Genomic DNA, 20,204 nt, shown 5'->3' with positions numbered 1-20,204 from the left:
GCTGTTTCATTTTTCCACCACTCCTATCTGAAAAACGCCTGTCCCTGCCTTCTTAACCATCATAACAACGGATTTTCCGGCTAGTCAAAGCTAACCATCGTTGTTGAGAAATTTTATCATTTCCTACATCTGCACTACTTTGTCAGCAATCCCCATTGTAGATTTTCTATGAGAAACAAGCAGAATTGTTTTCCCTTCTTTCTCTTTTTTCAGGCTTTTCAGTATGATGCCTTCATTCAGGCTGTCAATGTTGCTGGTCGGTTCATCCAGCAGTATCATCCGGCTTTTATGAAGAAAAGCCCTGGCAATCCCGATCCGCTGCTTTTCCCCGCCGGATATACAGTCTCCAAGCTCTGTCAGCCTGCTGTCATACCCATGGGGCAGCGACATGATAAATTCATGGATGGACGCCTTCTTTGCCGCCTCCTCCACTTCCTGCCTGGTGGCATTCTCATCCGCAATCTTGATATTATTTTCAATCGTATCGTGAAACAGAAATGTTTCCTGTGTCACATAGGACATGCCGCAGCGCAGGGAATCCGTCCGGATGTTGTTCACGTTTTCAGTTCCATAGGTGATCTTCCCCTGATCCGTCTCGTAAAAGCGCATCATCAGCTTCAGCAGGGTAGACTTCCCGCAACCGCTTTTTCCGAATATTCCATGGATTTTTCCAGGTTCAAAATCAGCGTTAAAGTTCTCCAGCACGCCATCCTGCTCCTCCTGATACCGGAAACTGATATCACGGCAGCCAACGGCGCCTTCTTCCAACTCTGCGCCGGCTATCACATCTTCTACGGCAGGCTTCTCCTCCAGGATATTGAGAACGCGGTTTCCGCTTGCAAGTGTATGGTTCAGGTTATTTGACAACGCAGAAAGTGCCGCCGTAGGACCAAAGGAACTCATCATAGCAATGACTGCTGTTACACCCTGGTGAAACTCCATTTCGCCTCCGCGGTTAAGAACGCCGCAGAGAACCAGCATCAGAATCCCGGCGGCAAGAATCACCGTATCTGTGGAAATCCGCTGCACGTTTTCATCTTTTTTCAGCCCGTTACTGGTCTTTTCCAGTTCTTCTGTCTGCTCCGCCATCTTCTCCATGCGCTTCCCGGTCTGTCCATACTGCAGCAGCTCTTCCAATCCGTAAAGATTATCCAGCACGGCAGTGTTCAGCTCACCAAAAGAATCCCGGTACTTCTGTCCGCTTTCTTTTCCTTTTTTCCCGTTTAGCAGGGGGATTACTCCCCCCACTGCCACATAGGACACGAGAGCAAGCGCGCCTGCGGCAGGATGCTGCAGCCCGATGAATATGGTCATGAAGACCGATGTAATCACCGCAATGGCAGCCGGTGAGATGGTATGGGCATAAAACACCTCCAGCAGTTCAATATCGCTGGTAATAATAGAAATCAAGTTTCCCTTCCCAGTACCGTCCAGTTTCGCCGGCGCCAGCCTTCTAAGGGATGCAAAAACCTTATGGCGGATTCTAGCCAGCAGTTTAAAGGCGATGTAATGATTGCATGACTGCTCCGCATAGCGCAGAATTCCTCTGAATACAGCGAATATAATCAATGCGGCTGCGATCATATAAAATGGTTGCCCATCGTAAAGCCCCGCCGCGGACATCAGGCCGTATCCACCAAAAACGGTCAGGAATGTGGCGGCGAGATTTCCTACGCATCCCATAAGGACCGCCAGCGCCATAAGGCCCAAAAGCGGTTTTACCATCCCGATCAGCCCGGCCATCACCCGGAATGAACTCCTTGTTTTTTCTTCTTTATGTCCCATTATGCCGCCCCCTCTCCTGTATATTTTTCCAGTTCTTTCTGGCCTGTATAAAGCCTTGCATAGTCTCCCTGCATTTTCATCAGCTCTGCATGGGTGCCCTGCTCCGCAATCCGGCCACCCCTGATCATCAGAATCTGGTCAGCGCCAGCCACATTTGCCAGCCTGTGGGAAATTAAAAATACTGTTTTCGTCCCCTCAACTTCATGATCTGGTTCTCGCTTTCTGCATCAATGTTGGACGTCGCTTCATCAAAAATATAGATATCGCTGTCGTGCAGTATGGCGCGCGCCAGAGCGAGGCGCTGTTTCTGGCCGCCGGACAGATTCGATGCCTTCTCATCCAGCTGCATAGAAAGTCCGCCTTTTTCCATCACAGTTTCATACAGGTCGACCTGTCTGAGCACATCCAGCATCTCTGCCTCCGATGCGTCTTCCCTGCCCATCCGCAGGTTCTCCATGACGGTGCCCTTGAACAGATAACTGTCATGCCGGATCCTGGTAATCTTGCTGTAAAGCGTCTCCTCAGCCAGATCTCGGATGCTGACGCCGCCGACGGTTATATCTCCCTTATATGTCACGTGATCCTGCATCAGCAGAGATGCGATGGTGCTCTTTCCGCATCCGGATTCGCCTGCCAGCGCTGTGAATCCCTTCTGAGGCACTTTAAAACTGACGTCCTTTAGCACCTGCTTTTCCTCATCGTAGCCAAAGGATACATCCTGAAAGCAGACCTCATTTCCTTCTGTCTGACAGACTGTCCCCTTCTGCGGCACAGGTGCATCCAGAAGCCGGAAAATCTTATCTGCCGCTGCGTTTCCGTTCATGGCTATGTGGAAAAAAGATCCCAGAAGGCGCAGGGGCAGGAAAAACTCTGCCGAAATCATGATCATGAAGAAACACTCCTCCAGGCTGATCCTTCCTTTTCCAAATTCCAGAATGCCCAGAATGATTCCCGCTGCGGTGCCCCCGTATGCGACCAGATCCATAACACTGATCGAATTCAGCTGCATAATCAGCACGCGCATGGTGATCTTCCTGAACTTTTCTGCTTCCTCATCCATTTTTCTGGCATATCTGGCATCCGCCTGATAGATCTTCAGGGTAGTCAGCCCCTGGAGGTTTTCCAGAAAAGAATCCCCCAGTTCCGTGTATGTCCCCCAGTAGCGGTTCAGCATTTTTTTTGCAAATTTTTGCACTGCCACGATGGAAAGTGGAATCAGCGGCACACAAAGTAGCAGGACAGCTGCCACTTTCATGTTCATAGTCCCCACAATCACGAACAGGGTCAGCGGGGCCAGCAGGCTGTAAAAGAATTGCGGCACATACTTCCCAAAATAGATCTCCAGCTGATCCACGCCTTCCGTACTGATCTGGACTGCCTCAGAGGTTGCAACCGTATCTCTGTACCTGCCGCCCAGTTCCATTAGCTTTGCATAAACTTTCTCCCGGAGGCGGCGCTTGACTTCCGTGGAAGCCCGAAACGAAAACCTGCTGTTCAGAGAATTCATGCTCCCCCTGACCAGAAGCACTGCTGCCAGAATCAATAGAATCCTCAGAATTCTGGCAGTCTCCAGGCTGGCCGCCCTCATTTCACCTATAAAATCAGCCGCTGCCAGCATAAGAATTACATTCGCAAGCAGGATGCCCCACTGTGTGGCTACCATGCCGGCGACATATTTTCGATTATCCCGAAACTCTTTTAATAACCGTTTATGAAACATGTGCTCTTTTCCCCTTTCTGATTCTTCTCCCATAACGCGTGATATGACCGATCAGGAAGATACAGAATACAAGCCCTGACATCTTATGTAAGATTTTCACCGCTATCACGCCTCCCAGGGGATGGATAAAAAATCCGGAAAGAACCATAATCACTGTTACAATATAAAACAAAACCTCTCCATACTTTTTCATTTATGTGCCGCTCCCTTTCGCTTTTCTTTCATTGTAACCATCACATGGCGAACCGCCAGTACCGGGTGTACCAGCAGCATTCTGGGTCCCGCATACCGCATAACCAGATGGATCTTTTCCTGCATCTTTGGTGCATAACAGTGCACCGTACAGGCGCTGCAGAACGTCTTAGTCTCCATAAACGGACATTTTTCTGTCCGAGACAGTGCATATTCCCTCAGCCTTCCGCATGCGGGACACAGTTCGTCTTTTGTATGATGATTTCCCCGACAGTAAATGGAGATCATGGTATCCAGCGTCTCCATCTCCCGTCTCCGCTTTTTCTCAACATCTGTCTTATTATTCATTTACTGCGATCTCCCTGTTCTCGCCCTTTGCCGTCTTGATTTTAAATGTAAAATAATAGATGTGGAACAGAGCGACCGCAAGAATTACCGCTTTTGCCTGCCATACAGGCACGATCAGAAAGCTGATTGTAAAGATCAGGCACAGTGTGCCGAGCGCTTTTTTCTTTGCCGCCCTCTCCATCTCTTTTTTGTTTACGGCAGGCTCTACATATTTCTGGTACATTGCCGTTCCCAGAAACCATCTGTGAAACTTTTCCGAACCCCTGGCAAAGCAGACCGCCGCCAGTATCAGAAATGGAGTGGCCGGAAGAAGCGGAAGAATAATCCCCACGACCCCCAGTCCGACAAACAAAAATCCCAGTGCAATAAATATACCATTGATAATCTTTTTCATATTCACCTCTTTTTGATCATACCTTTCCTTTTTATCCCAATTTAAAAGCGCTTAGTGGGAGTATCTCTCATTAAGCGCTATGCTTTATATAATAATACCGCAGAGGCAGAAGCGTCTTATTCATGTATGCAGGCAGCCGTATCTTTTCTCCTGTCTTAGCTTAGAGAGTGAGTACCAGCTTCCGGTTAATTGCCCCGATTTCTTCCAGGGCGTTCACCATTCTGTATACCGTCGCCACGCCAATCTTATGGTCGATCTGGGCAGCTTTATAATAAATTTCCTTGCAGCTCTGACATTCATTTTCCAGAATGATATCGATTAACACGAGACGCTGCTTCGTAATTCTGCATCCGTTCTCTTTTAGTTTCTCAATGATCAATTCTTTACTTTCCACAATGACCTCCGCAATGTTTACAGTCACCGCCGCACTGAATAGATTTGCCATTCTTTTTATCCCGTATCATGCCGCGTATTACAAGTGCAACCGCACCTGCTACGATAGCTCCCGCCAGAAGTGTTCCCATAGAAGCTGCCTCCTTTCCTGCAGGAACCGGCTGCATACCGGTTCCTGAATTCTTTGCTACTTGGCTCTTGCCAGATTCTTTGTATTAACTTTTAACGTTTTACTCTCTTTATATGGCCTTACTAACAGATAAACAAATCCAATTACAAGTATAATTGCCACAACAACTCCAACGCCGAAGGTTCCCACTGTGATAAATGTTCCGATCTGATATACACAAAGTGCAACTACATACGCGAGCAGTGTCTGATACCCTACTGCAAACCAGAACCATTTTGCGTTGTTCATTTCTCTCTTAATCGCGCCCATTGCCGCAAAGCATGGTGCACACAGAAGGTTGAATACGAGGAAGGAATAGGCTGCAACTGCAGTCATGCTTCCTGCAAGTGATCCCCATATTTCGTTGCCTTCCTCTGCGACTTCCGCGAAGCCATATAGAATGCCGAATGTACCGACTACATTTTCCTTTGCTACCAGGCCTGTGATTGCTGCAACCGCTGATCTCCAGTCCCCCCATCCAAGCGGAGTGAATATCCAAGCGATTCCGTTGCCAACTGCCGCCAGGATACTGTGATCCAGTTCTATATCCTCCAGCATTCTGAACTGCCCATCGATCCATCCGAAGTAAGAAGTAAACCATACCAGGATCGTGGAGAGCAGGATGATTGTTCCTGCTTTTTTAATAAAGGACCAGCCGCGTTCCCACATGCTGCGGAGTACATTTCCCACGGTTGGCAGATGATATGCCGGAAGTTCCATAACAAACGGAGCCGGATCGCCTGCAAACATTTTTGTTTTCTTTAAAATAATCCCGGAACAGATGACCGCAGCAATTCCTACGAAGTAAGCGCTTGGCGCTACCCACCAGGCTCCGCCGAACAAAGCGCCTGCGATCAGTGCCACGATCGGCAGTTTCGCACCGCATGGAATAAAGGTCGTAGTCATAATCGTCATCTTGCGGTCTCTGTCATTCTCAATCGTACGGGATGCCATAATTCCAGGTACGCCGCACCCGCTGCCTATAAGCATTGGGATAAATGATTTTCCGGAAAGTCCGAATTTGCGGAAGATTCTGTCCATGATAAATGCAACTCTGGCCATATATCCGCATGCCTCCAGGAAAGCAAGGAAGATAAACAGTACAAGCATCTGCGGTACGAATCCAAGCACTGCACCGACACCGGCTACAATACCATCCAGGATCAGCCCCTGCAGCCATGCCGCACAGCCGATCGCATTCAGTCCGGATTCAATCAGAACCGGGATGCCGGGGACTTCCAGCCCGAACAGGCTCCATCCGTCGCCGAACAATCCATCATTTGCCCAGTCCGTAGCCCAGGTGCCCACCGTTGTGACCGACACATAGTAGACAACAAACATGACAACCGCAAAGATCGGAAGCGCCAAAAACCGGTTTGTAACAATTCTGTCGATCTTGTCGGAAACCGTCATTTTTCCTCTGCTGCTCTTAGTATAGCACTCATCTATAATAGAAGAAATATAAACATATCTTTCATTTGTAATAATACTCTCGGTATCATCATCCATCTCTTTTTCTATGGCATCGATCTCTTCCTTAACATCGGGTACAAACTTCATCTGGGAAGAAATCTTGTCATCCTTCTCCAGAAGTTTGATCGCGAAAAACCTCTTCTGCTCCTCCGGAACGCCGCTGCCTATTTTGTTCTCCACCAGATTCAGTATATCTTCTACCTCCGGTGTAAATTTGTGAACCGGCAGCGCTGCATTTCTGCTCTTTGCAATCTTCACAGTCCTCTCTGCAGCCTTTGTAACTCCATTCCCCTTCAGCGCTGAGATTTCAACAACTTCGCAGCCCAGTTTTTTGCTCAGCTTATCAATATGTATCTTGTCTCCGCTCTTTTCGACTACATCCATCATGTTTACCGCCATGACAACCGGTATTCCCAGTTCCATGAGCTGTGTGGACAGATAGAGGTTTCTCTCGATATTTGTACCGTCTACAATATTCAATATTGCATCCGGTTTTTCATTGATAAGATAATTTCTTGCAACGACTTCCTCCAGTGTGTACGGTGAGAGGGAGTAGATACCCGGAAGGTCCATGATGATAACATCCTTATTCCCTTTTAGTTTTCCTTCTTTTTTCTCAACCGTAACCCCCGGCCAGTTCCCTACAAACTGATTGGAACCGGTCAGAGCGTTGAACAATGTCGTTTTTCCGCAGTTTGGATTTCCTGCCAAAGCAATTTTAATAGCCATTTTACCCTTTCCTCCTGACAACAATTCAAGCTAATTAACACATCGTATACCTTATATCGCAGTTTACTGCGATTCCTCCCGCAGGGCATGAATTACAGGGTACCCCTTGGGTATTTTTTATCCTTCAAGCCTGCATTCAATTAGTCTTCACTAACTCACAGATAAAAAAATGATGCAGAAATGTCCGCTGTAATCTATTCCACCAAAATCATTTCCGCATCTGCCTTGCGCACAGACAACTCATATCCTCTGACGGTAATCTCCACGGGGTCGCCCAGAGGCGCTACCTTTCTCACAAAAACATCTACACCTTTTGTTATCCCCATATCCATGATACGTCTCTTCACCGGGCCTTCACCAGTCAGTTTTTTCACTCTGGCTGTCTCCCCACACGGAATTTCCTTTAATGTTTTCATTGCGTTATTTCTCCTTCCCTTTAGCCGACCATGATTTTGTTCGCCATATCCCTGCCAATGGCAACCCTGGATTCTTTCACATTTACAATCATATTTCCTCCGATTACCGAAACAACTGTAACAGTCCCTCCGGCAACAAAACCAAGATTCTCCAGAAATCTTCTGGTCTCTTCCTTACCTCCGACTTTTCGGATCACGTTTGGTTCGCCTTCTCTCATCATTGTCAATGGCATCACAATTCATCTTCTTTCTCTTAAATTAATGATAATCCTTTTCATTTACAAGGTTAGTATAATCTAACTTCCAGTATTTGTCAAGCAGTTTATTGATAAAAATTATCATTAAGTTCAATATTTGTGGCAATTTTTTATCTCGGCGCGGATGAGGAGACGCGAAGCGAAGTGTCAGGACATTTCACCAGCAGACATTGCCCCTCCAGGTTCCCGATTCACTTCGTCATTCGCGTCGCCATCCGCCAACGAGCCTAAAGCTCATAACTATCTCCCGGCCCAAAGAATTAAAACGATAACCTCAGAATCTGATTGCCCTGTACAGTGAAATATGTTAACATATATCCAATATCCAAAGATTATTTACAAAAATACGGAGGTAAATTAAATGCCTATGAAAACAAATGAATCCGCTGAAAACTATCTGGAAACCATCCTGATCCTGAGCAAAGCACAACCAGCGGTGCGTTCTATAGATATAGCTGAAAAACTGGGATTTAAGAAATCCAGTGTCAGCGTTGCAATGAAGCATCTTCGGGAAAATGAGCACATCACGGTGTCAAAGGAAGGATTTATTACCCTGACGGAAACTGGTAGGGAAATTGCCGAAATGATCTATGAAAGACACGAACTTCTGACCGCATGGCTTATGCGCCTGGGAGTGGACCAGAATACAGCGGCCGACGATGCATGTAAGATTGAGCATGTGATAAGTAAAGAAAGTTTTGATGCGATTAAACAGCACATCCATTAATGGAAACCGGCTGGATAGATAAAAACAGACAGGGCACATATTCCTATGAAGCACATGTGCCCTGTCTGTTTTTATTTATAAAATGGCATCCGCCGTCACTTCTTCCATAAATTTCTTGACAAGAACTTTAGAAGAAGATACACAATTACGCACAGCCAGCCAACATCTGCTGCCCCGCCCTATGCCCCAACCGGGTAAATGCTCTTACCTGCTGGCTGGATGAACCTAGCTTACCGTCCCGGCTCACGGTAAGCGCCCCCCTTCATACTCCCGCATGATATAGCCTACTTACCCCCTCATAAAGCATTTGATACCGCCGATATTGTTCCTCATATTTTTTCGCCTGTTCCAGACAAGGAGAATAACTTTTATCAGTTCTTACCATCTTCTCCGCAGCCTGTCTGACTGTATCATAAATCCCAGCTCCAGCCGCCGCCAGTACCGCACTTCCCAGGCATCCGGCTTCTTTGCATTCCAATGTCTCAATCACCTGCCCCGTTACATCCGACTTTGTCTGGAGCCACAAAGGTGAACGTGCGCCCCCGCCTGCTGCCCTCAGCTTCCTGATCCGGATCCCGGCTTTTTCCATTGTATCCATGTTAAACCTTAATTCGTAGCATAGGCTGTCCAGAATTCCCTTTAGAATGTCATGCCTGGTAGTTGAAAGCGTTAAGCCCACAATTGCCCCTTTACTTTCCATATCGCATAAAGGTGTGCCGCTGCCGTTAAAATGCGGCAGGACCAGAACCGGGGACGGGCCTGCGGGACATTTGCTCTGCGCATAGTCGTAGTAGTCAAGATTCAGCTGTTTCGCTTCCTCCCACTCCCGGTATCCGAACTGATCCCGGTACCACTGCTGTAAAATACCGCCAACCTGCATATGCGCGAAGGTAAAATACTGTCCCGGAACTACATGATCATAGCAGGAGTAAAAACTATCATGCATATTTGGAGTCAAAATCTTTTCGGGATAGGTAACTGAAAAGACTTCTGCTGTTCCGGTAGTGTCTAACCCCATCCAGTCTTCGGTCACCCCGGCCCCGACGGCGCAAACCGGCTGATCGTGCCCGCCCGCAACCAGCAGTGGGGAGTTCTTCAGGCCAATCTGTCCGGACAGGTCACTGGATAGTCTTCCAATGCTGTCTCCCGATTTACAGACCGGAGATAGCAACTCTTCCGAAATCCCCATATTCCGCAACAGCCGTTGGGACCATTTTTCTTCCGCTAAGCTATATCCCATCGAGCGGCTGGCCATCGTATGATCCAGCACAGGCTCCCCGCCCAGTCTCTGAAAGATAAACTCTTCATAAGTAATAAACCGCCATGTCTTTTCCGCGACTTCCGGCCTTTCATCCAGAAACCACATGATTTTTGCCATCATATTGATCGGATGAAGCGGCTGCCCCGTTTCCTGATACAGCTGCCAGGCATCGTAATTTTCCCGATACCATTCACATTGTTTCCGCGGCCTGTAGTCCATCCCTAAAACAGCAGGATGCAGGACTTGAAAGAACCTGTCCACAGGAATAACCGCATCCCCCTGCACACTCAGGCTCATTGCCTCTGCGCGGCTGATTCCTGCACGCTCTACCGCCTCCTGCATACATTCCGTCAGAAGGGAAAATACCTGTTCCGGATCCTGCTCGGCCTGGAGCGGTTCTTTCGAAATCACAGCATATTCTCTGTAACCGCGCCCGAATTGCCGGCCGTCCTGGTCAAAGACCACAGCCTTGCATCCTGTTGTTCCAACATCCAGTCCTATTAGATATGCTTCGCCCACAACATTTCCTCCTAATATATCCGTATATGATTTCTATTGAGCCTGCATGGCGGCGGCGCAAAGAAGCTGATCCTGCATCCGCCGAAGCTGAAGCAGTACCGAATCTTCGTTCAGTTCAACCATATCATAGGTAATCACTTCATCCTTACGCACATCCACTTTCATCCGAGCCCCTTTTGCCAGACCTACGGGAAGCATGTTCCCTATTCTTGCCACGTCTGCCAATTCAATGCTGGCACGGTAGCAGTACTCTCCAATCGCATCCAGAACTTCTCCCGCCTTCAGATCTTTCTTTGCGATGGTAATACATTCACTGGTCAGGTGATCCATAGGCTGACCCGTGGACTCTCCATATACCGCCTCCTGCACCGCTGTGATCGGTGTTTCTATCGAACATAAATGATAGGGACGGTACAGCAGATAGTTTGGCCCGTTCCCCATGTCTCTCTGAACAAGCCCATCAATAATCCTCTGGTTATCTGTCGTAACGACAACAAAAATTCCGGGGGCGATATCTCCTATTGCAAAGTCTACCACACCCTCTTTCTCTAGAATCCCGCCCTGGCTTTTCAGGCTGAAAACCTGCGTAAGATCTTTGACATTACATTTTGCACCGTGCATGCCCCGTACGTCGGGCACCAGCCCCGTTGCATTGGATACCGCACACATTTCAATCATCGTCTTCGAGCCATCAACAAATTCGATAAGCATCCGCGGAGCCATCTGCCGGGCAGCCGCTTTGTCCGCCCACTCTTTCATTCCCGGATTTGCATAAATATCCAGTGGGTTGTTCTTCCCTTTCCCGGCCGCAACGACTTGAAACCCCAGAGCTCTCGCAAACCGGTATACTTCACAGATAGACCCTGGTTCATCACCAGCCGTCAGCGAATACACAATGCCTGCCTGATCACAGAGTTTTCTCAGGATCGGACCAACCGTTACATCACATTCTACGTTCATCATCACGATATGCCTTTTGTGGAAAATGCATTCCATCGTCACTCTCGCTCCCATTTCAGGAGACCCTGTAGCATCGATCACCACCTGCGTCCGGCTTGCCGCAACTGCCAGCCGATAATTAGAAGATGCAACTTTTTTCCCTGCCGAAACTGCCTCCTCGGCAGCCTCCAGGTTGTCTGCCACCACAATATCCCCAGCCGGATACCCAGCCTGTTGATACCCGTCCACCGCAATCGCGGGATCGACATCTACCACAATGTCACACTCAATCCCCTTCATTTTGCTGATCTGTGCCACAATATCCTTCCCCATCTGGCCGCAGCCAATCAGGCTTACGCGGATAGGAGTCCCTTTTGCTTCCAGTTCCAGCAGCTTGCTGTCTATTTCGTACATATTCCTCTCCTTTCTATATCTACCGGGTCTGTCTGTCCGGCTGGCTTGCCTCTGTTTCCAGCCACGGATCTATCATCACCTTCAGCGCCTTTCCCCGGCTGATCATCTCCATTCCTTTCACCACATCATCCAGCGGAACCCTTGCGTTAATATATTTTTCTGCATGGATATGCCCGTCTGCCAGCGCGGACAGCGCGTCAGCCAGACCTGTAGCCGGATAGGAAAAAGCCCCGGTTACTGTGATTTCCCCGTAATGAATTAAGTTGGAATTCAGGCTGCTCATCTCCCCGGTTTTCGATACGCCTCCATAGATGACAATCCTGCCCCGCTTACGCACCATTTCAAGCGCTTCCTGCTGTACCGCAGCCGTAGGCACTGCGCAGATTACAATATCCGCTCCGATTCCGTCTGTGCATGCACGCACTTCATGAACCAGTTCTTTCACTGGCCTTGCTCCATCCAAAAGAAAGTCCGGCCCAAAGGCCGCCGCCATCTCCAGTTTATCTCTTCCTACCATGATAATCCTGGACGCGCCTCTGGAGCGTGCCACTTCACAGTGCAGACAGCCCACTGGGCCATCCCCTATAATGACCACCGTTTCCCCCATCGACACCTGGTTCCGCTCCTGGCATGCGAGAACCGCAGAGCAGGTCTCTGCAAAAGCTGCATGTTCATAGCTCATATTTTGTGGTATCCGTTCTACAAATCCCCTTTGGAGCACTTCTCCCGGAAGGGCTATGTATTGAGCATATCCCCCTGGATAGTGGGTTCCAAGCATCTTATGGTGTTCACAGAGATTCACCAGCCCTCTTTTGCAATACCAGCAGTGTCCGCAGCTCACATCCGGGGCCAACGCCACACGCTCTCCGGGGCGGAATAAAATGGCCTTTTCCCCGGCTTCCACGATCTCGCCTGCGATCTCATGCCCCATGATTTGATTTTGGATACCGTCTTTCAGCCCATTGTGGTAATTCCGCACATCGCTCCCGCATATTCCGCAGGCGCAGATCCGAATCAGAATCCCATCCGGCGGACAGCTGGGAATCGGCATTACCTCCATGTCGATCCGCTCCACATCCTTAAATACTGCCGCTTTCATATTTCCTTTCATATCACATCCTCTGCCTTTCCCAGCAGCCTTTCCCCCACGGCACCGCCGGGATGGATGACCGCAAACTGTTCTTTTGTGTAACCTGTCAGCTGCATTATTGTGATACAGATCGCGTCAAACATGGAGATTACCGCCAGTGTGCTTGCTGTTGCCAGCATATTGAAACGGCATGGTTCCCGTTCAACTTTGATCTGCATATAGATATCTGCTTCCCGCGCTAATATCGATTCCGGATTTTCCGAGACACTGATGAGGGATGCTCCTTTTTTCTTACAGGCTGGTATCAGCCGGACCAGTTCCTGCGTATTTCCCCCTTTGCTGATCAGGATTACCAGATCTTCTTTCTGCACAGCCCCAAGTCCTCCATGCACCGCATCCGAGGGCGTCAAAAACAAAGCCGGCCGTTCCACACAGTTTAAGGAGTGGACAATTTTCTTTGCCGCCATGGCCGATGTTCCGCAGCCTGACAGAATAATCTTACCTTTGCACTCCCTGATCGCCTGTACCGTCAGTAAGATTCCCTCACGGTCAGGAAGCTCACATAATTTCCGCAGTGCATCCGCCTCCATGCCGATGCTCCTGTCTATTTCCTTAAGAATCTCCTGTTCATTCATATAACCGCCTCCTGCTAAATTTTCTTTGATGTACTAGTAGCAAGGCTCATCCGTAAGATGTCTATATATACGGATAAAACGATAATGACGCCTTTTACAATCAGCTGTATATAAGAATTCACACCTACCAGATTCAAAATATTGCTTATAACACCCATCATCAGGCACCCGACCAATGTGCCAAACAGAGTGCCGCTTCCGCCGGTCATGGAGACACCGCCGACTACGCAGGACGCAATTGCATCCAGTTCGGCGCCCTCCCCAATTGTCGGCTGTCCGGAACCAAGCCTTGAGATTAAAAGAATTCCGGAGCACGCTGACATAAATCCTGAAATCATGTATACAACAATGATTGTGGGTCCGTATTGACACCCGAATACCGTGCCGCAACCAGATTTCCCCCGACCGCATAAATGCGCCTCCCGAACTTGGTCTGATTGAGCACGACCCAGAGTACCGCGAATGCAATCACCATGTAAACAGCCGGCAGGGGAAAGATCCCTATGTAGCCTCCTCCAATACTTGTAAACAATCCCTTAGAAAAAACGACCGGCTTCCCGTTTGTCATCACATAACATGCCCCCCGCAGCACATTCATCGTAGCCAGCGTCGCGATAAAAGCCGGTATTCTCATCTTCGTAATCAGAGCCCCGTTCAGCGCTCCAAATAGCAGTGACACCACCAGGGCCAGCCCAATTGCGGCGAATGTATGTATTCCCTTCTGGGCGATCAGAATGCTGGTGAGACACCCACATAAAGTCATAAATGAACCTACGGATAAATCAATATTCCCTGTAAGGATGACATAGGTCATCCCAAAGGCACACAGTGCAGTACAGGCATTTGTCCGCAGAATAGTCATCATATTGCCGACGGTGCAGAATCGGGGATTTACAACTGAGCTTATCACAAAAATCAATACAAAGGCGGCCAGTACTCCGCCATTCACCTTCAAGACATCCACCACGTTCACCTTCCTGCTGCCGGGTGATTTTTCAATTTCTTTCATGACATTCCCTCCATTTACTGCAGACCCAGCATATAGCTTAAGATCTCCTTCTGGTCAAAACTGTTCCGGTCCCGGTACACCTTACAGACACACCCTTCCCGCATGACATAGATCTGATCACTCATATTGAGCACCTCGGGCAGTTCGGATGAGACCATTATGATGCTTTTGCCCTGGCTTGTAAGCTCATCCATCAGCGCATAAATCTCTGCCTTTGCCCCCACGTCAATCCCTCTCGTGGGTTCGTCCAAAATAAGGATATCCTTCGATGCGGCCAGCCATTTCCCGAGCACGATTTTCTGTTGGTTTCCGCCTGAAAGGTTAATGGCAAGCTGCTGTTGTCCCGAAACTTTGATTGCCAGTTTCTCTATATATTTCTGCGCAATCTCTTCCTCCTTCTTCCGGTTTACTCCCAGATATCCCCACCGGATAAACTGCGGCAGAATTCCGATACTCAGGTTAAACCGCACATGATTGCGAAGAATCAGCCCTTCATGCTTTCTGTCTTCAGGCACCAGGCAGATTCCTGCATCCAGTGCCTGCCTGGTATTTTTAAACGACACCCGCCGTCCGGACAGTTCCAGCGTTCCCCTGCCGATTGGATCAATCCCAGCAAGCATCCTCGCCAGTTCCGTCCGCCCCGAACCTACAAGCCCCGCAAATCCGATAATCTCGCCTTTTCGCAGCTCAAAGCTGACATCCTTTACTTTGCCGTCTCTCCGGGTGATCCCTTCCCCTTTCATGACCACATCCCCGATGTCTCGGCGGCTTCTGGCAAAATACTGCTCCAGGCTGTACCCTACCATCATCTGTACAAGCTCATCCTGTGTAATGTCCTTTGCTTCTGCCGTTGCCACATTGCTGCCGTCCCTGAGTACTGTAATCCGGTCGGCAATCTGAAAGATTTCATCCATGCGGTGGGAAATATAGACGATCGTAATCCCCCGCCCTTTGAGTTCTCTGATCAGATCGAAGATTTTATCAACCTCTTTTTGTGACACAGAGGCAGTTGGTTCGTCCATGACCAAAATGCGTGCCTGCTTGTGGACCGCCTTGGCAATCTCCAGCATCTGTTTTTGGGCCGTACTCAGTGTAAATACCCGGTTATACGCATGAAAGCTTGCATTCAGTGAGCGTAAAATCTCTTCACACTGGCCGTATATTTTTTTCTTATCGATAAATCCCGCTCTGTTTGCAGGTTCCATACCCATGAACACGTTGTCGGCCACCGTAAGCTGTTCTGCCAGTACCAATTCCTGATGGATCACACTGATTCCCAGCTTCATCGATTCCCCCGGCGTCCTGATATCTACTTTCCTTCCGTCAAGTTCAATACTTCCGCTGTCTATGGGGTAAATTCCCCCCAAGCACTTAATCAAAGTAGACTTGCCCGCTCCATTCTCTCCCAGCAGCGCGTGGATTTCGCCCTTTCGGAGTTCCATGCTGACTCCTTTCAGCGCTTTTACCCCGGGAAAGGATTTGGTAATATCCTTCATTCTTAAAATGAGTTCTTCCATAAGTCCCTTCCTTCACCTTCTTTCCGATAGCAAAGGAAAAGCGCACGAAGTACATGCATACCTGTGCGCTCTTCGTCTACTGCCTATTTTTCGTAGTATTCATCCACGTTAGAAGCATCTACATAAATCACATCTACGTAGGTCAGCCAGTCATGGTCAATCTCGCCGCCGCCTAAAACCGTATAAACATCCTCCGTGGCAATTCTGGCCAGTTCATCCGGCTGCTGACGCGCCGTTCCGGTGTAGTCGCCGTCAACAATACATGCGTACTCATCCTGCGAACCGTCCACACCATAGATCAGGCAGCCCCCGTCCGGACCGCAGTCGACTCCTGCGGATTCAAGCCCGCGCATAAATGCGATCGAGATCGGTCCGCCGCCGCCAAATACGCAGGAAATCTCATCATATTTCGCGGCCCAGGACTCCGCAACCGCCATCTCGGCTTCCTGTGTGACAGGTGTGGGCTGCGTTCCTTCCAGCACCGTAATATTATCATGCTCCGCAATCGTATCAAGGAATCCCTGCACACGAGTCGTAACAGCTTCATTTTCCTCATAGATCATGTGGCAGACTGTTCCCTCTTTGCCGTCCAGCCTCTTGATAAAGTCCTCTGCACAGAGTACGCCCGCCCCGTAATTATCAGACACAGTCTGCGACACAAGAACGCCCTCGTTCTCCTCAATATCAAGCAATACGTCCGCCGCGGATATCACAACGCCCTTTTCAGCCGCCTCTCTCAATGCCTCTACCGGCGCCGTTGCGTTGGGTGACTCCATGACAATCCCGTCAACACCTGCTGCCATGAGATCATCAATACATTGAAGCAGCGTTTCGGAATCATCATTTGCCGCCAATACAATAGCTGTATCCCCTTTCGCCTCCACAATCTCCTTAAATTTGTCCGCGAAAGCTATACAGTGTGTATTTGCATCATTAATGATGACACAGCCAATTGTGTAGCCGTCCTTTTTTTCACCTGCATCCGCTTTTTTTGCTGATTGCTCCTCTTCTGTAGACTGCTCCGCTTCTTTTGGTTCCCCGGATTCCTGATTGCCGCACGCCGCCATTGATAAAACCATGAAACCTGATAATACGAATGCTAATATTCTTTTCTTCATACCTTTTCTCCTCCATCCTTATAAGATCTCTGCTGTGTTTTAGATGCCTCTGATTGCGATGACTCTGACGGCACAAGAATCGACCCGTTTCATCCGCAGCGGCAGAACAAATAACGTGACACGTTCCTCTTTGACCGCTTCCAGATTCGTAAGTGATTCTATAATTGCCGTATTATTCTCAAAACAATTGGTATGGTTCGGCTGGCGGTCATCGTCAGGCACTTCAATTCCGGATGCATCCGTCCCGATCACCGGCGGGTCAAACTTTTCAATCAGCCAGAGAACCGCTTCCTTCTCTACATGTGGAAAGGGTTCCCAGTCCGGGTCATGGAACTTTTTATCAAACCCCGTGTAAAAAAGTATCATGTCTCCCTTTTGAAGCCTGTCTTCATATTTTTGGATCTCTTCCAGAGTAATAAATTCCCCGGCCTTCTTTCCCGTACAATCCATGATAAACGCTTCACCGACCAGGCGTTCCACAGGGTATTGTGCACAGTCGGGGCCGTCAAATTTGTGGTGGAAGGGAACCTCTATGTGTGTCCCTACATGGGAATGCATCTTCACCTCACTCTCTATGTACCAGACATCCTCTGCATGGGCACGGGCATTCCCGTTCGGATCCAGTTCTACCACATCACGAAATGAAGACTCAAAGGGAAAATTTTCTTTTCCGGATTCCAAAACATGATTAAGTTCTACAATATCCTCTTTCTTTACTTTCATAACATCCTCCTTTTCCTTTCTTATACCTTTGAATTATTTTTGATTTCTTTTCGCTGTCTAGGCTTTTTCTGTTGACTAAATCATATCACAGGTTTTTTTACTTTTCAACAAATATTTTCATTTTTAATTACAAAAAGTGAAAATGAAAGCATTTTCTACATATTTCACAAAACAGCGCGTTCCATTCTGTATATTATGCCGGACTTCATTCACCGGCGTTTTATTTTCCACGGTTTTCTCTCAATACTGCATTGTCAATTCCCGTTTTATATGGTAGAATACACATAACCCTATAAATAAGATTCAAAAATAAAAATGACTGCGGAGGCAAAGAGATTTGATCACCAAAAACAGGCCAATCAATAAAGAAAGTAAAGAAATATCACATGCATGTCTAATTAAATTTCATTTTATTTATGATAATTTGAAATCAGCCGAGAGAAAAGCTGCTGATTTCTGTCTGAGCAATCCTTCCGACGTTGCTACTTTGACGATCAGTGAAGTAGCCGAGAGAAGCGGCTGCAGCGAAGCGACCCTCGTACGTCTGGCACGCAGGCTGGGATACGGCGGCTATCCGGAATTGCGCGCAAATATCCTGCCGAAAGAATATGAAGATATATTTAATTATATTGGTATATCAGAATCGGACAGCCTTCAGTCGATCACCTCCAGCGTATTCAATTCCTGCATCTTGTATTTGCAGGATTCCCTGCAGTCCATTGACTACGGCGCCCTGTCTCAGGCAATCGATCTGCTCTCCGGCTCCAGGCGGTTTATTTTTGCCGCCTCGGGAGACGCACATTTTATAGCCGCCTCGGCCGCCCAAAAGTTCATGCGCATCGGTTATCAGACTACGGCGTCCTCAGACTTCGACTCGCAGCTGATCGCTTTATCACAGATGACGCCCGAAGATGCCCTCATCTGCATCTCACATTCCGGTAAGACCCGCAATATCTGCAGCCTGGCTAAGGTGGCAAGGGAACACGGCATTAAAGTCATCACCATCACCAATTTCCCCGGTGCGCCGCTGGCAAAGCACTCGGATATTCTTTTATTGACCGCTTCTTTTTCTTACGATGTGATGGACGAAGTACTGGCCAAGCGTGTACCTGCGCTGTGTCTGCTGGATACGCTGTATCTATCCGTTCTGATGAAAAAAAAGAGCAGCCTGCAGCCGCTGATAGACAATGTGAACGAGTATCTTTCGCTCAATAAGCATTAGACGGAAAAGTCGGGGTTTTCGGTTAATACTGATTTTAAGTCCTTTATCAAAGAAAAATATCCCGTGGAACTCGATGCTTTTCAGCGCAGAGTTCTCCGCGGGATATTTCTCTGTAGTATTCTTAGTACTAATAAAGCTCTGTCATCATGATCATATGAAATATACATTTAGAGCTCAGCATCTGCCAGTCCTTTTAGGATAGTTCTCAGCTCTGCCTGAGTCCCCCTCATGTTCCGCAGGTTTTTCAGTACATCTTTTTCACTATGTGCTGCTCTCAATATTTCCTTTCTTTTTTCGATATATCCGTTGCTAATATAATAATTACAGGTCACGAAAGTCCGCCCATTCTCAAGGATGATCTGAAGGACATGCAAAACCTTTTCAAAGTTTCTCGTTAATATTTTAAACGAATCTACAAAAAACACTTCCGTATGTCCTGAAATCAGATTTCCGAGCGCTTCCTCCAAATATTCATCAAACTCCAGGCTATATCCATCACAAATCACTTTATCATATTTTCTGCAATCCAGTTTCTGGTCTTCATATTCGGAAACTGTTTGATCAGCCCCTGCAAATTCTAATATTTCTCCTGTCATTAATGCCGTCTTTTTCAAAACATCCCATGCCAGTGGATATTTCTTTATGGCTTGTCCGTAAACATCTTTGAATTCCATACTCTGTGCTTCTTCCCGTAAAGATGCGAAACTGCACTGCCTGAAATATACAATCGCATCCGATGTCAACTGTCTTATTTTTTCATTTGACAGGGGATCCTGCATTTTAAATTGGGTACAATTGACACTTGCTGCTACCTCAAGCATACTATTTCTTAACGCTGCAACGACAAATTCTTTTACCTCGGCAGCTGCATAAGGTTCATAAAACAATGCCTCTTCATCCGTTACAAACAAGATTGTCCGCCTGTATTCCTCATCGTCCCATTTGGATAACAGGGAACACATTCTGTTCTTTATATCGGCCACAATCTGTTCTCTATATCGATATTTCATTTCCCTCAGCTGGTTTCCTAATAAATCGTTTAAATATTCCTGAATTCCCATATCACACCTGCTTTCACGTATCATGTAAATAGTTGACGCTGTATTTTCCTAAGTATACCCAGAGGGTATCCCTTTTTGTTGACTGCTTCTACA

Annotated in this window: 18 protein-coding genes and 3 pseudogenes; 2 read left to right on the top strand and 19 right to left on the bottom strand. The window is 47.9% G+C overall.

Translation table 11 applies throughout. From position 1 onward, the window contains the following. Positions 1-123: 123 nt before the first annotated feature. The 10 genes and pseudogenes from cydC to MWG26_RS07345 form a co-directional block, all read right to left on the bottom strand. Positions 124-1,785 (bottom strand): thiol reductant ABC exporter subunit CydC, encoded by a 1,662-nt coding sequence (cydC, locus tag MWG26_RS07390; RefSeq protein WP_025655379.1) that lies wholly within the window; start codon positions 1,783-1,785, stop codon positions 124-126. Further along, positions 1,785-3,505, bottom strand: a pseudogene (locus MWG26_RS07385) (ABC transporter ATP-binding protein/permease). Before MWG26_RS07385 ends, cydC begins: the two are co-directional and overlap by 1 nt. Further along, the gene (locus MWG26_RS07380; RefSeq protein WP_025655377.1) at positions 3,495-3,698 is read right to left on the bottom strand and encodes a hypothetical protein; all 204 of its coding nucleotides are present in this window, start codon (positions 3,696-3,698) and stop codon (positions 3,495-3,497) included. The pseudogene MWG26_RS07385 and the gene MWG26_RS07380 overlap by 11 nt, the downstream one beginning before the upstream one ends. After that, positions 3,695-4,045 carry a nitrous oxide-stimulated promoter family protein gene (locus MWG26_RS07375; RefSeq protein ID WP_025655376.1) on the bottom strand — a complete coding sequence of 117 codons (351 nt, stop codon included), beginning with the start codon at positions 4,043-4,045 and terminating at the stop codon, positions 3,695-3,697. The genes MWG26_RS07380 and MWG26_RS07375 overlap by 4 nt, the downstream gene beginning before the upstream one ends. Beyond that, entirely contained in the window at positions 4,038-4,439 is a 402-nt protein-coding gene (locus MWG26_RS07370; protein WP_025655375.1) for a YbaN family protein, read from the bottom strand. The genes MWG26_RS07375 and MWG26_RS07370 overlap by 8 nt, the downstream gene beginning before the upstream one ends. 178 nt (positions 4,440-4,617) lie before the next feature. Further along, positions 4,618-4,884: pseudogene (locus tag MWG26_RS07365) on the bottom strand (transcriptional repressor); the annotation flags it as partial. After that, a complete protein-coding gene (locus MWG26_RS07360; RefSeq protein WP_044926618.1) occupies positions 4,823-4,963 on the bottom strand; it encodes a FeoB-associated Cys-rich membrane protein in 141 nt (46 codons plus the stop codon). The gene MWG26_RS07360 and the pseudogene MWG26_RS07365, both read right to left, overlap by 62 nt. A gap of 56 nt (positions 4,964-5,019) precedes the next feature. Then, positions 5,020-7,203: a ferrous iron transport protein B gene (gene feoB, locus MWG26_RS07355; protein ID WP_117440719.1), complete on the bottom strand. Its 2,184-nt coding sequence runs from the start codon at positions 7,201-7,203 to the stop codon at positions 5,020-5,022. 194 nt (positions 7,204-7,397) lie between these two features. Continuing rightward, on the bottom strand, positions 7,398-7,619 hold the full coding sequence (locus MWG26_RS07350) for a FeoA family protein (RefSeq protein WP_025655373.1): 222 nt from the start codon (positions 7,617-7,619) through the stop codon (positions 7,398-7,400). Between the two features lie 20 nt (positions 7,620-7,639). After that, positions 7,640-7,855: a FeoA family protein gene (locus MWG26_RS07345; protein ID WP_025655372.1), complete on the bottom strand. Its 216-nt coding sequence runs from the start codon at positions 7,853-7,855 to the stop codon at positions 7,640-7,642. A gap of 388 nt (positions 7,856-8,243) precedes the next feature. On the opposite strand from MWG26_RS07345, the gene MWG26_RS07340 reads away from it, so the two are divergent. Then, complete coding sequence (locus MWG26_RS07340) at positions 8,244-8,603, top strand: metal-dependent transcriptional regulator (RefSeq protein ID WP_117440737.1); 360 nt, start codon at positions 8,244-8,246, stop codon at positions 8,601-8,603. 262 nt (positions 8,604-8,865) lie between these two features. On the opposite strand, the gene MWG26_RS07335 is transcribed toward MWG26_RS07340, so the two are convergent. The 8 genes and pseudogenes from MWG26_RS07335 to MWG26_RS07300 form a co-directional block, all read right to left on the bottom strand. Continuing rightward, positions 8,866-10,383 (bottom strand): FGGY-family carbohydrate kinase, encoded by a 1,518-nt coding sequence (locus MWG26_RS07335; RefSeq protein WP_025655370.1) that lies wholly within the window; start codon positions 10,381-10,383, stop codon positions 8,866-8,868. A gap of 33 nt (positions 10,384-10,416) precedes the next feature. Beyond that, positions 10,417-11,736, bottom strand: a complete 1,320-nt coding sequence (locus MWG26_RS07330; RefSeq protein WP_025655369.1) for an NAD(P)H-dependent oxidoreductase — start codon at positions 11,734-11,736, stop codon at positions 10,417-10,419. Positions 11,737-11,755: 19 nt separating this feature from the next. After that, on the bottom strand, positions 11,756-12,847 hold the full coding sequence (locus MWG26_RS07325) for an alcohol dehydrogenase catalytic domain-containing protein (protein ID WP_025655368.1): 1,092 nt from the start codon (positions 12,845-12,847) through the stop codon (positions 11,756-11,758). Further along, positions 12,844-13,461, bottom strand: a complete 618-nt coding sequence (locus MWG26_RS07320) for a KpsF/GutQ family sugar-phosphate isomerase (protein WP_025655367.1) — start codon at positions 13,459-13,461, stop codon at positions 12,844-12,846. Before MWG26_RS07320 ends, MWG26_RS07325 begins: the two co-directional genes overlap by 4 nt. A gap of 14 nt (positions 13,462-13,475) precedes the next feature. Continuing rightward, positions 13,476-14,275, bottom strand: a pseudogene (locus tag MWG26_RS07315) (ABC transporter permease). Positions 14,276-14,484: 209 nt separating this feature from the next. Next, positions 14,485-15,987, bottom strand: coding sequence for a sugar ABC transporter ATP-binding protein (locus tag MWG26_RS07310; RefSeq protein ID WP_025655366.1), 1,503 nt, complete (start codon positions 15,985-15,987; stop codon positions 14,485-14,487). 83 nt (positions 15,988-16,070) lie between these two features. Further along, positions 16,071-17,105 (bottom strand): sugar ABC transporter substrate-binding protein, encoded by a 1,035-nt coding sequence (locus MWG26_RS07305; RefSeq protein WP_025655365.1) that lies wholly within the window; start codon positions 17,103-17,105, stop codon positions 16,071-16,073. 39 nt (positions 17,106-17,144) lie between these two features. After that, positions 17,145-17,828, bottom strand: a complete 684-nt coding sequence (locus MWG26_RS07300; protein WP_025655364.1) for a cyclase family protein — start codon at positions 17,826-17,828, stop codon at positions 17,145-17,147. A gap of 337 nt (positions 17,829-18,165) precedes the next feature. On the opposite strand from MWG26_RS07300, the gene MWG26_RS07295 reads away from it, so the two are divergent. After that, the gene (locus MWG26_RS07295) at positions 18,166-19,050 is read left to right on the top strand and encodes a MurR/RpiR family transcriptional regulator (protein ID WP_025655363.1); all 885 of its coding nucleotides are present in this window, start codon (positions 18,166-18,168) and stop codon (positions 19,048-19,050) included. Between the two features lie 167 nt (positions 19,051-19,217). Here MWG26_RS07295 and MWG26_RS07290 read toward each other — a convergent pair whose 3' ends face one another. After that, complete coding sequence (locus tag MWG26_RS07290; protein WP_025655362.1) at positions 19,218-20,111, bottom strand: hypothetical protein; 894 nt, start codon at positions 20,109-20,111, stop codon at positions 19,218-19,220. Between the last annotated feature and the right edge of the window lie 93 nt (positions 20,112-20,204).

The organism is Faecalicatena contorta (assembly GCF_022835095.1).
Classification (GTDB): domain Bacteria; phylum Bacillota; class Clostridia; order Lachnospirales; family Lachnospiraceae; genus Faecalicatena; species Faecalicatena contorta.
This window is presented reverse-complemented; position numbering and strand designations above follow the sequence as displayed.

What these genes read in the sequence shown, in the direction of transcription:
- MWG26_RS07380 (WP_025655377.1), bottom strand. Translation starts at nt 3,698, where the DNA reads ATGAAAAAGTATGGAGAGGTTTTGTTTTATATTGTAACAGTGATTATG.
- feoB (WP_117440719.1), bottom strand. Translation starts at nt 7,203, where the DNA reads ATGGCTATTAAAATTGCTTTGGCAGGAAATCCAAACTGCGGAAAAACG.
- MWG26_RS07290 (WP_025655362.1), bottom strand. Translation starts at nt 20,111, where the DNA reads ATGGGAATTCAGGAATATTTAAACGATTTATTAGGAAACCAGCTGAGG.
- MWG26_RS07320 (WP_025655367.1), bottom strand. Translation starts at nt 13,461, where the DNA reads ATGAATGAACAGGAGATTCTTAAGGAAATAGACAGGAGCATCGGCATG.
- MWG26_RS07370 (WP_025655375.1), bottom strand. Translation starts at nt 4,439, where the DNA reads ATGAAAAAGATTATCAATGGTATATTTATTGCACTGGGATTTTTGTTT.
- MWG26_RS07330 (WP_025655369.1), bottom strand. Translation starts at nt 11,736, where the DNA reads ATGTACGAAATAGACAGCAAGCTGCTGGAACTGGAAGCAAAAGGGACT.
- MWG26_RS07300 (WP_025655364.1), bottom strand. Translation starts at nt 17,828, where the DNA reads ATGAAAGTAAAGAAAGAGGATATTGTAGAACTTAATCATGTTTTGGAA.
- MWG26_RS07375 (WP_025655376.1), bottom strand. Translation starts at nt 4,045, where the DNA reads ATGAATAATAAGACAGATGTTGAGAAAAAGCGGAGACGGGAGATGGAG.
- MWG26_RS07305 (WP_025655365.1), bottom strand. Translation starts at nt 17,105, where the DNA reads ATGAAGAAAAGAATATTAGCATTCGTATTATCAGGTTTCATGGTTTTA.
- MWG26_RS07325 (WP_025655368.1), bottom strand. Translation starts at nt 12,847, where the DNA reads ATGAAAGGAAATATGAAAGCGGCAGTATTTAAGGATGTGGAGCGGATC.
- cydC (WP_025655379.1), bottom strand. Translation starts at nt 1,785, where the DNA reads ATGGGACATAAAGAAGAAAAAACAAGGAGTTCATTCCGGGTGATGGCC.
- MWG26_RS07360 (WP_044926618.1), bottom strand. Translation starts at nt 4,963, where the DNA reads ATGGGAACACTTCTGGCGGGAGCTATCGTAGCAGGTGCGGTTGCACTT.
- MWG26_RS07340 (WP_117440737.1), top strand. Translation starts at nt 8,244, where the DNA reads ATGAAAACAAATGAATCCGCTGAAAACTATCTGGAAACCATCCTGATC.
- MWG26_RS07310 (WP_025655366.1), bottom strand. Translation starts at nt 15,987, where the DNA reads ATGGAAGAACTCATTTTAAGAATGAAGGATATTACCAAATCCTTTCCC.
- MWG26_RS07350 (WP_025655373.1), bottom strand. Translation starts at nt 7,619, where the DNA reads ATGAAAACATTAAAGGAAATTCCGTGTGGGGAGACAGCCAGAGTGAAA.